Genomic DNA, 12,977 nt, shown 5'->3' on the forward strand with positions numbered 1-12,977 from the left:
TTCGATGAGCACGGACAAGATCAACCGCGGCATCCTGCTCGCCATGGTGGCGATCGGGGCGGGCGCCTACGGCTTGCTGTACGGCCACGCGTCGGCACTCTTCAAGCTGCTGGTGCCGGTTGCGCTGATCGTCCTACTCGGGCTGGTCGTCCGCGACGTCATCAAGGACCGGGCGGGGAACGATGAGTGAGGCCGTCTACGGTCTGGCGACCGTCATCGCCCTGGCGCTGGCGTCGACGTTGGCGCTCGTCGCCGCGGTGCACGTGCACCGGCTGGAGGGCCGGGCGACCGCACCGATCAGCGAGGAAATCGGCAGCGCCAAGGCGGTTTTGCACAAGGTCCGCAAGGGCGAACCCATGTCGCCGGCGGAGGTTGACTACGCCAAGCAGGTCGTCGCCGACCGGGGCTCGCTGATGACCCTGTGCATCCCCGGCGCCCTGTTCATGCTGGGGTGCTTCTTCGTCTTCGGCAGCCTCTACCACCTGCACGGGGCGACTCCCTCGGAGCGCACCTTCCTCGGCGTGATCCCCATGTTGACCTCGACGAACCTGGCCATCCAGATTCGCCGCAGTGCACGGCTGAGGCGGCGGCTGCGGCACCTGTCCTGACCGAGGACGGGTTCGGGTTGCGGTGTTCGGACCCTTTGCACGATGATGTGTCAATTGGGCACATGAGCGTCTACTATTCGACGGGCACGACGGCGAGAGCGGGGGGCAGCAGCACGATGGCCGGACCGGGTCGCAGGTGATCGCATGAGCCCTCGCTCCACCGGGCGTGCTGTGCTGGCGCGGATCTGGATGCCGCTGGTGGCCGTCGTCGCGGTGGGCGTGGGCCTGCTCTGCATGTACAAGGTGCACCAGTTCTCCGAACCGGAGCCGGTCATCACCGTCAACGGTCCGCAGGCACCCGAGCAGTTCAACCTCAAACGGATCACCTACGAGGTGTTCGGCTCCGTCGGGCAGGGCGGGAAACTCGTCTACGTCGACATCGACGGCCATCCGCACCAGGTCGACATCACCACGCTGCCGTGGACCCACACCGAGAGCACCACGCTGTCGGTGGCCTCCGGCAGCATCTCGGTGCACGTCCACGGTGGTCAGGTGGGGTGCCGGATGCTGGTCAATGACGTTGTCCGCGACGAGCAGTCGGGCAACCACCAGGACGCCGACGTCCAGTGCCGGGTGAAGTCGGCATGACCGAGCATCGCCTCGGCGCCTCCCGGGTCAAACGTCCCCTCATCCCCAGGATGGTCCGCGCCTTCGCGATACCGATCATCTTCTTCTGGGGACTGCTCGCCGTCACCACGAATACCTTTATGCCGCAAGTGGAACGGGTCGCCGAAGAGCTCGCCGGGCCGATGGTCCCGCACTATGCGCCCTCGCAGCGCTCGCTGCTGCACATCGGCGAGAAGTTCCACGAATCCAACTCGACCAACCTGACCATGGTGGTGTTCGAGGCCAACCGGCCGCTGGGAGACTCCGACCACCTCTACTACGACGACCTGATGCGCCGCCTGCAGCGCGACACCAAACACGTGCAGTACGTGATGGACCTGTGGGGCAAACCGTTCACCGCGGCCGGGGCGCAAAGCGTCGACGGCAGGTGCACCTACGTGCTACTGCGGCTGGCCGGCGACATCGGCCAGATCCAGGCCAACCAGTCGGTGGACGCGGTCCGCGACATCATCAAAAACGACACTCCCCCACCGGGTCTCAAGGTTTACGTCAGCGGCGCGGCGCCGCTGGCCTCCGACACGCTGTCCATCGCCAACGCCAGCCTGAACAACGTCACCATCGTCACGATCATCCTCATCGTGGTGATGCTGCTGCTGGTGTACCGCACGCCGTCCACCCTGCTGGTGCCCCTGCTCGGTGTCCTCATCGAAATGCTTGTCGCCAAAGGGATTACCTCCACCCTCGGGCATCTGGGCTACATCGAGTTGTCGTCGTTCGCGGTGAACATCGTCATCGCGTTGACCCTGGGGGCCGGCACCGACTACGGCATCTTCCTGATGGGCCGCTACCACGAGGCGCGGCAAGCCGGTGAAAGCAGGGAAGACAGCTTCTATATCGCCTACCGGGGTGTGGCGCCCATCATCATCGGGTCGGGGCTGACGATCGCAGGGGCGTGTTACTGCCTGACGTTCGCGCGGCTGAACTATTTCCACACCATGGGGCCCGCGGTGGCGATCACCATGCTGTTCACCATCGCCGCGGCGATGACGCTGGGTCCGGCGCTGCTGACCGTCGGCAGCCTGTTCGGGATGTTCGACCCGCGGACCGACAGCAAAGGGCGTCTGTACCGGCGCATCGGGGCCAGCGTGGTGCGCTGGCCGGTGCCCATCCTGGTGGCCAGTTCCGCGATCGTCATGGTCGGGGCGATCTTCGTGCCCACCTACCGGCAGAACTACGACGACCGGCAGTACCAGCCGCGAAATGCCCCGGCGAATCTGGGTTTTCAGGCCGCCGATCGGCACTTCCCGAAAAGCAAGCTGTTCTCCGAGATGCTGATGATCGAGACCGATCACGACATGCGCAACTCGGCCGACTTCATCTCGCTGGACCGGGTCGCCAAGGCTCTGATCCGGCTGCACGGGGTGGCGATGGTGCAGGGCATGACCCGGCCGCTGGGCCGCGCGCTCGAGCACGCCAGCATCCCCTACCTGTTCACCACGCAGGGCAGCGGCAACGGACAGCAGCTTCCGTTCAACCGGGAACAGAACTCCAACACCGACGCGCAGGCCGAGATCCAGGCGCACTCTGTTGCGGTGCTGCGCAAGGAGATCGGCTTTTTCCAGAAGGTGTCCGACGAGCTGCACCAGACCGTGCTCACCGTGGAGGACCTGCAACGGGTCAGCGACGAGATGAACGAGGAAGTTTCGAATCTCGACGACTTCTTCCGTCCCATCAAGAGCTACTTCTATTGGGAGAAGCACTGTTTCGACATTCCCCTGTGCTGGGCGTTCCGATCGCTGTGGGACACCATCGATCACATCGACCACCTGGCCGAAGACATCAACCAGGCCAGGATCTCGCTCACCGAGGTGGACAAGGCGTTCCCGCAGATCATCGCCCAGCTCAAGGCCACCGCCGACGACACCGAGGCGTTGCAGTTGAAGTTGGTCAACAGCTACGGGTCGGCGGATCTGCAGTCCATCCAGACCGATCAGACCTACGACGACCTGATCAACGTCGGTAACGACTTCGACCGGTCCCGCAGCGACGACTACTTCTACATCCCGCACGAGGGTTTCGACAACGACGACGTGAAGACCGGCATGAAGCTGATGATGTCGCCGGACGGCAAGGCGGCCCGCTTCATCGTCACCCACGAGGGCGACGCGATGGGTCCCGAAGGGGTGGAACACGTCGAACAGTTCCCCGAAGCGATCAAGACGATCCTGAAAGAGACGTCGCTGGCGGGCGCCCGGATCTACATCGGCGGTTCGGGCTCCAACGACAAGGACATCAAGCAGTACGCGATGTCGGATCTGCTGATCGCGGCGATCGCGGCGTTCGTGCTGATCTTCTTGATCATGTTGTTCATCACCCGAAGTCTGGTGGCCGCGTTGGTGATTCCCGGCACCGTGGCCTTCTCCTACGCCGGGGCGTTCGGCCTGTCCATCCTGTTCTGGCAGCACCTCATCGGCCTGCATCTGCACTGGCTGGTGCTACCGTTGACGTTCATCATCCTGGTGGCCGTCGGTTCGGACTACAACCTGCTGCTGATCAACAGGGTCAAGGAGGAGCTGCACGGCGGCATCCACACCGGCCTGATCCGCGCGCTGGGCAGCACCGGCGGCGTGGTGACGTCGGCGGGCTTGGTGTTCGCCTTCACCATGCTGGCCATGCTCACCAGCGAGCTCAGAACGATCGGTCAGGTCGGCTCCACCGTGTGTATCGGCCTGCTGCTCGACACGCTGATCGTGCGCTCGTTCGTGGTGCCGTCCATCCTGCGGATCCTCGGGCCGTGGTTCTGGTGGCCCACCCTGGTGCGTTCCCGGCCGCTGCCCCAGCGATAGCTACCTGAAGATCCGATGAGAGAGACGGCCGGGCCCACAGCGGCCGCGGGCATAATCGTGGCGTGACGGCGCCGGGCGCGGCGAGGCCGCAGAAGCGGGCCGGATCGCTACGACCCGGCGAACTGGCGCAGGCCTCGGTGATGGGCGCGCTGTGCGCGGCGATCGCCATCATCGCGGTCGTTCTTCCGCACGGCGGCGGGCTGGGGCTGCTCGGCAGCGTGCCCACCGGCCTGCTCGCCTACCGCTACCGGATCCGGGTGCTGATCACCGCGACGGTCGCCGCCGGCGTGATCGGCTTTTTGGTCGTCGGGTTGAGCGGCTTGGCGGCGATCGCGTTGTGCGCCTACACCGGCGGGCTGGCCGGAATCGTCAAACGGCACCGCCGCGGCACACCCACCGTGCTGGCGGTGTCATTGGTGGCGGCCGGCGTCGTCGGCGCGGGCATGGTCATCGCGCTCACCGTGTTGACCCGGTTGCGCCAGTTGGTCTTTCATGCCATCGGCGCGGCGGTGGACGGCGCCGCGTCGGTGGTGGCGCGGGTGCCGCCGCTGCACGCGGCCGCCGTGCGGTTGGCCGAGTTCTTCGCCGCGGCGTTGCAGCACTGGCAGTGGCTGGTGCTCGGGTACGCGCTCGTCGCGATCGTGGGCGCCTCGCTGGTCGGTTGGTGGGCGTTGTCGCGGGTGCTGGAGCGGCTGCGCGGGATTCCCGATGTGCACAAGCTGGACGCGCCGGCACGCAACGGCCCGACCCGGCCCGTCCCGGTGCGACTGGACCGGGTGCGGCTGCGTTACCCGCACGCCGACCGCGACGCGCTGCGCGCCGTCAGCCTGGACGTGCAAGCGGGTGAACACGTCGCGGTGACCGGCGCCAACGGCGCGGGGAAAACCACCCTGATGCTGGTCCTGGCCGGCCGCGAACCGACGTCGGGCACGATCGAACGCCCCGGGTCGGTGGGCCTGGGTGAGCTCGGCGGGACCGCCGTCGTCATGCAGCATCCGGAGAGCCAGGTGCTGGGCACCCGGGTCGCCGACGACGTGGTCTGGGGTCTGCCGCCCGGCACCACCACCGACGTGGGCCGGCTGCTCGGCGAAGTCGGGCTGGCGGGCCTGGCCGACCGCGACACCGGCAGCCTGTCCGGCGGCGAACTGCAGCGCCTGGCGGTGGCCGCGGCGCTGGCCCGGGAGCCGGCGCTGCTGATCGCCGACGAGGTCACCAGCATGGTGGACCGGCAGGGCCGGGAGCAGCTGCTGACCGTGTTGTCCGGACTGACCGAGCGGCACCGCACCGCCCTGGTGCACATCACCCACTACAACGACGAGGCCGAATACGCCGACCGCACCATCAATCTCGGTGATACGCAAGGCGATACCGCCCTGATCCGAACGGCGACCGCGCCCGCGCCGACGTTCCCGGCGGGCCGGGGGGGCCGGGCGCCGGTGCTCGAACTCGCCGGCGTCGGGCACGAATATGCCAGCGGCACGCCGTGGTCCCGAACCGCGCTGCACGACGTCAGCTTCACCGTGCACGAGGGCGACGGGCTGCTGATCCACGGCGGCAACGGCTCGGGCAAGTCCACCCTGGCGTGGATCATGGCCGGACTGACGGTGCCGACCACCGGGACCTGTCTGCTCGACGGCCGTCCCGCCGCCGAACAGGTCGGAGCGGTGGCGCTGCAGTTCCAGGCCGCCCGGCTGCAGTTGATGCGCAGCCGCGTCGACCTGGAAGTGGCCTCGGCAGCGGGCTTTTCGCCCGACGACCACGACCGGGTCAGCGCAGCGCTGGCCACGGTCGGCCTGGATGCCGGGCTGGCCGAGCGGCGCATCGACCAGCTCAGCGGCGGCCAGATGCGGCGCGTGGTGCTGGCCGGTCTGCTGGCGCGGTCACCCCGGGTGTTGATTCTCGACGAACCGCTGGCGGGGCTGGACGCCGCCAGTCAACGCGGCCTGGTCGAGCTGCTGGCCGAGCGGCGCCGCGAGACCGGGCTGACCGTGGTGGTCATCTCGCATGACTTCGCCGGGCTCGAGCAGCTGTGCCCGCGCATCCTGCACCTGCGCGACGGCTCTTTGGATGCGAATCCTGTTGCAGCCCAGCCTGTTCCGGTGCCCGTTGCCCCTCCGACTAAACGTCCGGCGGCGCGCCGCCGGCCCGTGGTGCTGCTGCGCCCCGTCCCGGGCAGCTCGCCCATCCACGAGCTGTGGGCCGGAACCAAACTGCTGGTGGTGTTCGCCATGTCGTTGCTGCTCACGGTGTTTCCCGGATGGGTGGCCATCGGGCTGGCGACCGCGCTGGCGGCGGCGGGACTGCGGCTGGCCCACATCCCGCGCGGTGTGCTGCCCTCGGTGCCGCGCTGGCTGTGGATCTTCCTGGGCGTCGTCGGCGTCACCGCGGCGCTGGCCGGCGGGGCCCCGACGATTCACCTGGGCACGGCGTCGCTCGGGCTGGGCGGGCTGCTGGACTTCCTGCGCGCGACCGCGCTGACCGTGGTGCTGCTCGGCCTGGGCGCACTGGTGTCATGGACCACCAACGTCGCCCAGATCGCCCCGGCCGTAGCGGCTTTGGGCAGGCCGCTGCGAGTCCTGCGGATCCCGGTCGACGACTGGTCGGTCGCCTTGGCGCTCGCGCTGCGCACTTTCCCGATGCTCATCGACGAGTTCCGGGTGCTCTACGCCGCTCGGCGGTTACGGCCCCGCCGGCCGGCGCAGACCCGCTGGGCCCGCCTGCGCCGGCCGGCGACCGACCTGATCGACGTGGTCGTCGCCGTCATCACCGTGACGCTGCGGCGCGCCGACGAGATGGGCGACGCGATCACCGCGCGGGGCGGCACCGGGCAGATCTCGGCGGCCCCGTCGCGTCCGAAACGCAATGACTGGATAGCGCTTTCGATCGCGTCGGCGGTGTGCGCGGCCGCGGTGGCGGCCGAGCTGGCGTTGCTGGCCGGCCACTAGAGCCGCTTTTAGAACCGGGCCAGCGCCGGCACATCCGCCAGCGCGCAGTCCGGGATGCCCTCGGCCGCGCGCAGCAGGAAGTTGAGCTTTTCGATGCGTTCGCCCGAGCGCGGTGCGCCGTTCTTCTGCAACGGCGCACCCAGCCCCACCGCCAGATCCATCACCACGTCGTCGATGACGCCGCCCGACCGGCCGGACGGAATCGCCAGAAGGCCGTTCTGCGAGGCATATTCGAAGCAGTCTAGCGCCTCGGCGATGGTGCCGACCTGGTTGGGCTTGAGGATGAACCCGTCGACGGCCGACGTCTCGACGGCGCGCCGCAACCGGTCGCGGTTGGTCACGATCAAATCGTCCCCGACGATGATCGAACGGTTGACCGTCTGCACCGCTTTGGTGAACCCGGCCCAGTCGTCGCCGTCCAGCAGATCCTCGATGAACAGCATCGGGAACTCCTGCGACAGGGCGCGAGCGTAGTCGATCAACGCCTCCGCGGTCACCCGGCCGCCGTTGAAAGCGTAAGTGGCGGAACCGTTGTCGTACACCTCGCTGGACGCGCAGTCGAGTGCGAACGCCATGACGTCGGCGCAGCCGGCGCGCTCGACCGCCTCGGCCAGCAGTTCCAGGACGGCGTGCGGGTCACCGGACGGCGCGATATAGCCGTAGGACGACGCCAACAGCGGTGTGCGGCCCAGATGTTCGGCGAGCACCTCGCCGAGCACCTCGAACAGGCTCACCCCCTTCTCGACCGCCGCCTGGATCGACTCCGCCCGATACGGCACGACGAGGAACTCGCTGAAACTCTGCTCGACGTCCCCGTAGCGGCCGCCGTTGATCATGTTGAAGCTGGGCATCGGCACGGTGGTCGGTGGTGTCAGCCCGAGCAGGGCGCCGACGTAGGTGTAGGTGGGTGTGCCCGCTGCCGCGGCGGCCGCCCGCAGCAGCGCGATCGACGTGGAGTAGATCGCGTTGCCGCCCAGCCGGTGTTTGTCGGGCGTGCCGTCGAGTTCGATCATGACCCGGTCCAGCGACCGCGGGTCGTCGAGTTCGGCGCCGGTCAGCACGGGGGCGATCTCGTCTCTGACCGCGGCGACGGCGCGGTGCACGCTGCGCCCGCGGTATCGGGTGGGCTCCCCGTCCCGCAGGACGAACGCCTCGTGCGCCCCGACCGAGGTGCCGGTCGGCGCCGCGCCGCGGCCGACATGGCCGGTGTCGGTGGTGATTTCGACCTCGACCAGCGGCCGGGCCTTGCAGTCCAGCAGTTGGCGGGCGACGACGGAAGCGATCCGCACCATCGACCTCCCGGACCCTGTCGAGGCCTATCGAGAGCGCCAGCCTAAGACGAATCCGCTGAGAGCTCGCTGAGAACTCCCCGCCTAGCGGGTCTCCTCCTCCTCCTGGACACCGAAGGTGTTGACCGCCAGCGCCAGCAGCAGGTAGCCGCCGATGGTGAAGATCAGGTCCATGCACTGCCGCTGCGTGAACAGCTCGCACAGCCGGTCCCAGGTCTGCCGGCTCAGGGTGCTCTCACCGGTGAGCTCGTCGACGGCCCGGACCACGGCCGCATCGGTCGGGTCGGCGCAGCGGCCCCGCCGGATGTCGTCGATGTCGGATTCGCTCAGGCCGGCGCGCCGCGCGATGGGGAGGTGATGTGACCACAGGTAGCCGCACTTGCTGCGGTGTACCACCCGAAGCAGCGCGACTTCGCGTATCCGGGGCGACAGCGTCGACCGGGTGAGCAAGTACGCGTTGAACGGCAGGTAGGCCGCGGTGAGGTCGGGGTGGCGGACCAGGGTCGACAAAACATTCCCCGCCCCAACGGGATTGGCGCGCTCGGCGGGGATCAGCGAGGCCAGCGCCGCGCGGGTGTCCTCGTCCCACTCGTCGGCGGGCAGCGGTGTCAGGCGCTGCGGATGCCGGTCGGACGCGGCCATGCTATTGGATCGGCTCGTCACCGAGCACGGTGGTGCGCAGCATCTCTCGCGACGAGTCCGGGTCGTAGGGCGCCGCCCGGTGCAGCACCCCGCGGTTGTCCCAGATGACGGTGTCGCCGATCGACCAGCCGTGGCGGTAGACCCGTTCGGGCACCGTGGCGCGCTGCAGCAGTTCCTCGAGCAGGGCGCGTCCTTCGTCGACGTCCATGCCCACGACGTAATCCGCGGAGGCACCCAGCACCAGCGATTTGCGCCCGCTGCGATGCGTCCACACCAGCGGGTGTTCATGCGTGCGCCGAGACCGCCAGCGCGCCACGAGTTCCGGTGACGGATCGGGATAGACCCGGCGCTGGGAGGCCTCCAGCGAGTGCACCACCCGCAATGCGCCGAACCGCTGTTTCTCGTCGTCGGTCAGTGCGTCGTACGCACCGTAGGAATTCGCGAATTCGGTTTCGCCGCCCCGCTCGGCGACCCGGACCGCCGACAGCACGGTGGCCTTCTGCGGACACTCGTCGCCCAGCGGTGTGCAGCCGTCGATGTGCCAGTCGAAGGTCGCCTTCAGGTAGGCCGCGGAGGCGTTCTTGGACTTGTCCAGCGTGATCGGGTAGATGCCGGGCACCGGGTGGTGGCCGTCGGAGGAGTGGTCGACCTCGCCGAGGCGGCCGCAGAAGGCGACCTGCGCCGCCGGGTCGAGATACAACCCGCGGAAGACCAGAACTCCGTTGTCTTCCAAGGCATCCAGCACCGCCTCACCCACCGAGTCGTCGTGTGCCAGGGCGGCCGGATCCAGGCCGGTGACTTCGGCGCCGACCGAGTCGGTGAGTTTGGTGATGGTGAGCAGACTCATGGCCGCTCCTTTCCGCAGCAGGGTTGGACGGTCTTGGCCGCCGGGTCAGGGCACCGGGCCGCCGGTCCGGATCATGACCGCGTCGGCGGCGTCGACCGGGGCGGGTTGATGCATGATCTCCACCGCCATGGCCACCATGATCAGCGAGTAGATCATGTGCAACAGGTTGACGACGTCGTCGGGCAGGTTATCGAGGGGAAACTTGTCGCAGTAGTCGATCGCCTCCTCGAGGCGGGGGAAGAACGCGTCGTAGAAGTCGCGCAGCTGCGGCATCGACGCGTTGACCCTGGCATTCCACCGCTCGGTTTCGGTTGGCAGGCACCACGTTTGGGCATAGCCCTCCAGCTCGGCGAAGGCGCTGGGCAGCATGGACGCCATGGTCACACCCCCACCGTTTCGCGTTCGCGGCGATACGCGTCGACCCAGTCCACGACCACCTTGTGCAGATGGCGCACCAGGATCTCCTGGTCGTTGAGTGGAAAGTCCTCGACCACACCGTATTCCAGCGCCGCCTGGGTCCCGCCGAGCATGCCGGCGTCCTGCAGCGCGAACTCCTTGAGCACCACCGCGGCGACCTCGTGCTCGATGCGCTCCCGCACGCTGCGCGCCGGGTGGAAGTAGGTATACGCCTCGAACCGGTGGGTGTTGTGCGAGGTGGGCCAGTACCGGTACAGCAGATACCAGCCGCCGTAGATCAGGATCTCCAGGTTGGGGAAGATCTGGAAATTGCTGATGCCCCACTGCTCGATCCGGCCCGGGTTGAGCCCGGCCGGCAGCTCGCCGATGTCGGGCGTCCGCCACGGCCCCACCAGGCCGCTGCGGGTGGCCCGCTCGATCGGATACATGTATTCCGGTGGCATCAGCCAGCGGCGCCGCCCAGCCGTGGAAACCAGCCGGTGCGGCCCGTCGAGTTGGAAGTGCCCACAGGTGAATACGGCGTTGCTGTCGCGCACCTCGGGAGGCACCTGTTGGGAGTGTAGGGCGGGCACGTGGTAGTACTCCTGGAAGGCGTCGGCGAAGATCTTCCAGTTGCTGTTGTTGTGTGCCACCCAGTCGTACCGCTCGGTCAGCTTGTCGAACGGATAGCCGTCCAGCCCGGTGATCATCGGGCCGAGGAACTCGCGCAGGCTCTGGCGAGGTTGGGGGTCGAAGTTGATGAAGACGAAGCCGTTCCACACGTCGCAGTGCACCGGCCGCAACCCGTACTCGGCCGGATCGAGGTCGAAGAATTCCGATTCCTGCTGGACGAATTTCAGCGCACCCGTCAGGTCGTACCGCCAACCGTGGTACTTGCAGGTGAATTGGCGGCAGGTGCCGCGGGTCTCCTCACCGGGAAAGTCGTTCCACACCAATTTGTTTCCGCGGTGGCGGCACACGTTGTAGAAGGCGCGGATGCGCTCGTCCCTGCCCTTCACCACGATCACCGAGGTGCGGGCCGCCTCGATCTCCTTGGTGAGGTAGCTGCCCACCCGGGGCAGCTCCTCCACCCGGGCGACGTTGAGCCAGGCCCGTTTGAAGATGGCCTCCCGCTCGAGTTCGTAAAACTCCGGTGACGTCGAATCCTTGAAAGAGACCGGCCCCGTTCCCAATTCGGGGTAGTGCTCGGTCCACGAGCCTTCCGGTGGTCTACCTGATCTGGTCATCGAATCCTCACTGTCACATCACTGCTCCGCCGTTGACACCCAAGACCTGGCCGGTGATGTACCGCGCCTCGTCAGACGTCAAAAACCCCACCGCCGCGGCGATATCCGCCCCGGTGCCCAGGTAGCCCAGCGGGATGTTCGCCGCGATCTGCTCGTTGGAGGGCAGGTAACCGGCCGCCTGGCCCTGATGCTGCATCGGCGTCTCGATGCCCGACGGCGGAATGTTGTTGACCGTGATGCCGTGCGGCGCGTATTCGCGGGCCAGCGATTTCGTCAACGTGATCACCGCCCCCTTGGACGCCGCATAGTGGGCGGCGAACGGCGACCCGCGCTGAGCACTCGACGAGGAGATCATCACGATCCGCCCCCAGTTCGCCGCCACCATGTCCGGCAGCGCGACCTGACAGCAGTGAAACGTCCCGGTGAGATTGACATCGATGATCCGCGACCAGGATTCGGCGGTGATGTCCAGGAACGGCGAGAACCCGAACATCCCGGCGCTGGTCACCAGGACGGTCACCGGCCCCAGCTCGCTGCGCACCTTCGCGAAGGCCTGCTCGACGGCGGCCCGGTCGGTGACGTCGGCGCCCACCCCCAGCGCGGTCGCGCCGCCGGTGCGCAGGTCGTCGGTGACGCGTTGCGCCGCATGCTCGTCGACGTCGAGCACGGCGATTTTCATGCCGCGCCGACCCAGCTCGTGGCAGGTCGCCTCGCCCATGCCCGACGCGCCGCCGGTCACCACCGCCACCCTCATTCGTAGACCACCCGCACCGTCGGGCTGGTGGGCAGCGCCTGACAGGTCAGCACCCAGCCGTCGTCGACCTCCTCCGGATCGAGCGCGTCGTTGTTGATCATCCGGGCACTCCCCTGCGTCAGGCGTGCCATACACGTTCCGCACGAACCGATTTCGCACGACGAGGGCGCCCGCAGCCCCGCCATGCGGGCGGTCTGCAGCAACGTGTTGCCCGCTTGGTACGGGGCGGTCGTGGTGGCCCCGTCCAACACGATGGTGACCTCGCCGGGCTGCACCTGACCCTCGGCCGGCGCCGCGGCGCCGACGTCGGTGACGTCGAAGTGCTCGACGTGCACCCGCTCGGCCGCGATGCCCGCGTCGCGCAGCGCGGTGCACACCGTGTCCATGAACTCATTCGGCCCGCACACATAGAAGTCGGCGTCGCCCGCGGTCGCGATGAACGCCGAAATGTCCTCCTGCGTGGCGAACCCGCGTTGGTCGTCGAGATGGTGGTGCAGCGTGAAGCGCTCGGCATGTCGTCGTTGCAGGTCCGCCAGGTCCTCGTCGAAGATCACCGCGTCGCGGCTTCGGTTGGCGTAGAACAACCGCGCGCGGCGGGTGCCGGCCGTCAGTGCCGTGCGCAGCAGCGAGAACACCGGTGTGATGCCGCTTCCGCCGGCGAACGCGACCAGCTGCCGGTCGGTGTCGGTCAGCACGAACCGGCCCCGCGGTGGCAAGGCGTACAACCGACCGCCGGGTCCGGCGGTGTCGGTACCGCCCGATTCGGGGGCGGTCACCGTCGCCGGACCGTCGTGCGTCGCGGTGCGCTGCTCGGCCATCCCCGTGAGAGTATCAAC

General features: G+C 68.0%; 12 protein-coding genes. 5 read left to right on the forward strand and 7 right to left on the reverse strand.

The window, feature by feature from the left end; all coding sequences use genetic code 11:
* The first annotated feature begins 4 nt into the window (after positions 1–4).
* From H7I87_RS02460 to H7I87_RS02480, 5 genes are all read left to right on the forward strand, one after another.
* Complete coding sequence (locus H7I87_RS02460) at positions 5–190, forward strand: hypothetical protein (RefSeq protein ID WP_003874905.1); 186 nt, start codon at positions 5–7, stop codon at positions 188–190.
* Positions 183–608 (forward strand): hypothetical protein, encoded by a 426-nt coding sequence (locus tag H7I87_RS02465; protein ID WP_003878798.1) that lies wholly within the window; start codon positions 183–185, stop codon positions 606–608. The genes H7I87_RS02460 and H7I87_RS02465 overlap by 8 nt, the downstream gene beginning before the upstream one ends.
* A gap of 144 nt (positions 609–752) precedes the next feature.
* Complete coding sequence (locus H7I87_RS02470) at positions 753–1,196, forward strand: MmpS family transport accessory protein (protein ID WP_023861033.1); 444 nt, start codon at positions 753–755, stop codon at positions 1,194–1,196.
* On the forward strand, positions 1,193–4,021 hold the full coding sequence (locus tag H7I87_RS02475; RefSeq protein WP_010949846.1) for an MMPL/RND family transporter: 2,829 nt from the start codon (positions 1,193–1,195) through the stop codon (positions 4,019–4,021). Before H7I87_RS02470 ends, H7I87_RS02475 begins: the two co-directional genes overlap by 4 nt.
* 62 nt (positions 4,022–4,083) lie before the next feature.
* Complete coding sequence (locus H7I87_RS02480) at positions 4,084–6,966, forward strand: ATP-binding cassette domain-containing protein (RefSeq protein ID WP_033712601.1); 2,883 nt, start codon at positions 4,084–4,086, stop codon at positions 6,964–6,966.
* 8 nt (positions 6,967–6,974) lie between these two features.
* Here H7I87_RS02480 and eno read toward each other — a convergent pair whose 3' ends face one another.
* From eno to H7I87_RS02520, 7 genes are all read right to left on the reverse strand, one after another.
* Positions 6,975–8,258, reverse strand: a complete 1,284-nt coding sequence (eno, locus tag H7I87_RS02490; protein WP_023868298.1) for a phosphopyruvate hydratase — start codon at positions 8,256–8,258, stop codon at positions 6,975–6,977.
* Positions 8,259–8,339: 81 nt separating this feature from the next.
* The gene (locus tag H7I87_RS02495) at positions 8,340–8,897 is read right to left on the reverse strand and encodes a carboxymuconolactone decarboxylase family protein (protein ID WP_011725779.1); all 558 of its coding nucleotides are present in this window, start codon (positions 8,895–8,897) and stop codon (positions 8,340–8,342) included.
* Position 8,898: 1 nt separating this feature from the next.
* Positions 8,899–9,744, reverse strand: a complete 846-nt coding sequence (locus H7I87_RS02500; RefSeq protein WP_011725780.1) for a TauD/TfdA dioxygenase family protein — start codon at positions 9,742–9,744, stop codon at positions 8,899–8,901.
* Positions 9,745–9,789: 45 nt separating this feature from the next.
* Positions 9,790–10,128 carry a hypothetical protein gene (locus H7I87_RS02505; protein WP_009978369.1) on the reverse strand — a complete coding sequence of 113 codons (339 nt, stop codon included), beginning with the start codon at positions 10,126–10,128 and terminating at the stop codon, positions 9,790–9,792.
* Positions 10,125–11,387: an aromatic ring-hydroxylating oxygenase subunit alpha gene (locus H7I87_RS02510; protein ID WP_009978370.1), complete on the reverse strand. Its 1,263-nt coding sequence runs from the start codon at positions 11,385–11,387 to the stop codon at positions 10,125–10,127. The genes H7I87_RS02505 and H7I87_RS02510 overlap by 4 nt, the downstream gene beginning before the upstream one ends.
* Positions 11,388–11,400: 13 nt before the next feature.
* Positions 11,401–12,141, reverse strand: coding sequence for an SDR family NAD(P)-dependent oxidoreductase (locus tag H7I87_RS02515; protein ID WP_009978371.1), 741 nt, complete (start codon positions 12,139–12,141; stop codon positions 11,401–11,403).
* Complete coding sequence (locus H7I87_RS02520; protein ID WP_009978372.1) at positions 12,138–12,959, reverse strand: flavin reductase family protein; 822 nt, start codon at positions 12,957–12,959, stop codon at positions 12,138–12,140. Before H7I87_RS02520 ends, H7I87_RS02515 begins: the two co-directional genes overlap by 4 nt.
* Positions 12,960–12,977 lie beyond the last annotated feature (18 nt).

The sequence above is a fragment of the Mycobacterium timonense genome (genome assembly GCF_025821985.1).
GTDB classification, from domain to species: Bacteria; Actinomycetota; Actinomycetes; order Mycobacteriales; family Mycobacteriaceae; genus Mycobacterium; species Mycobacterium avium.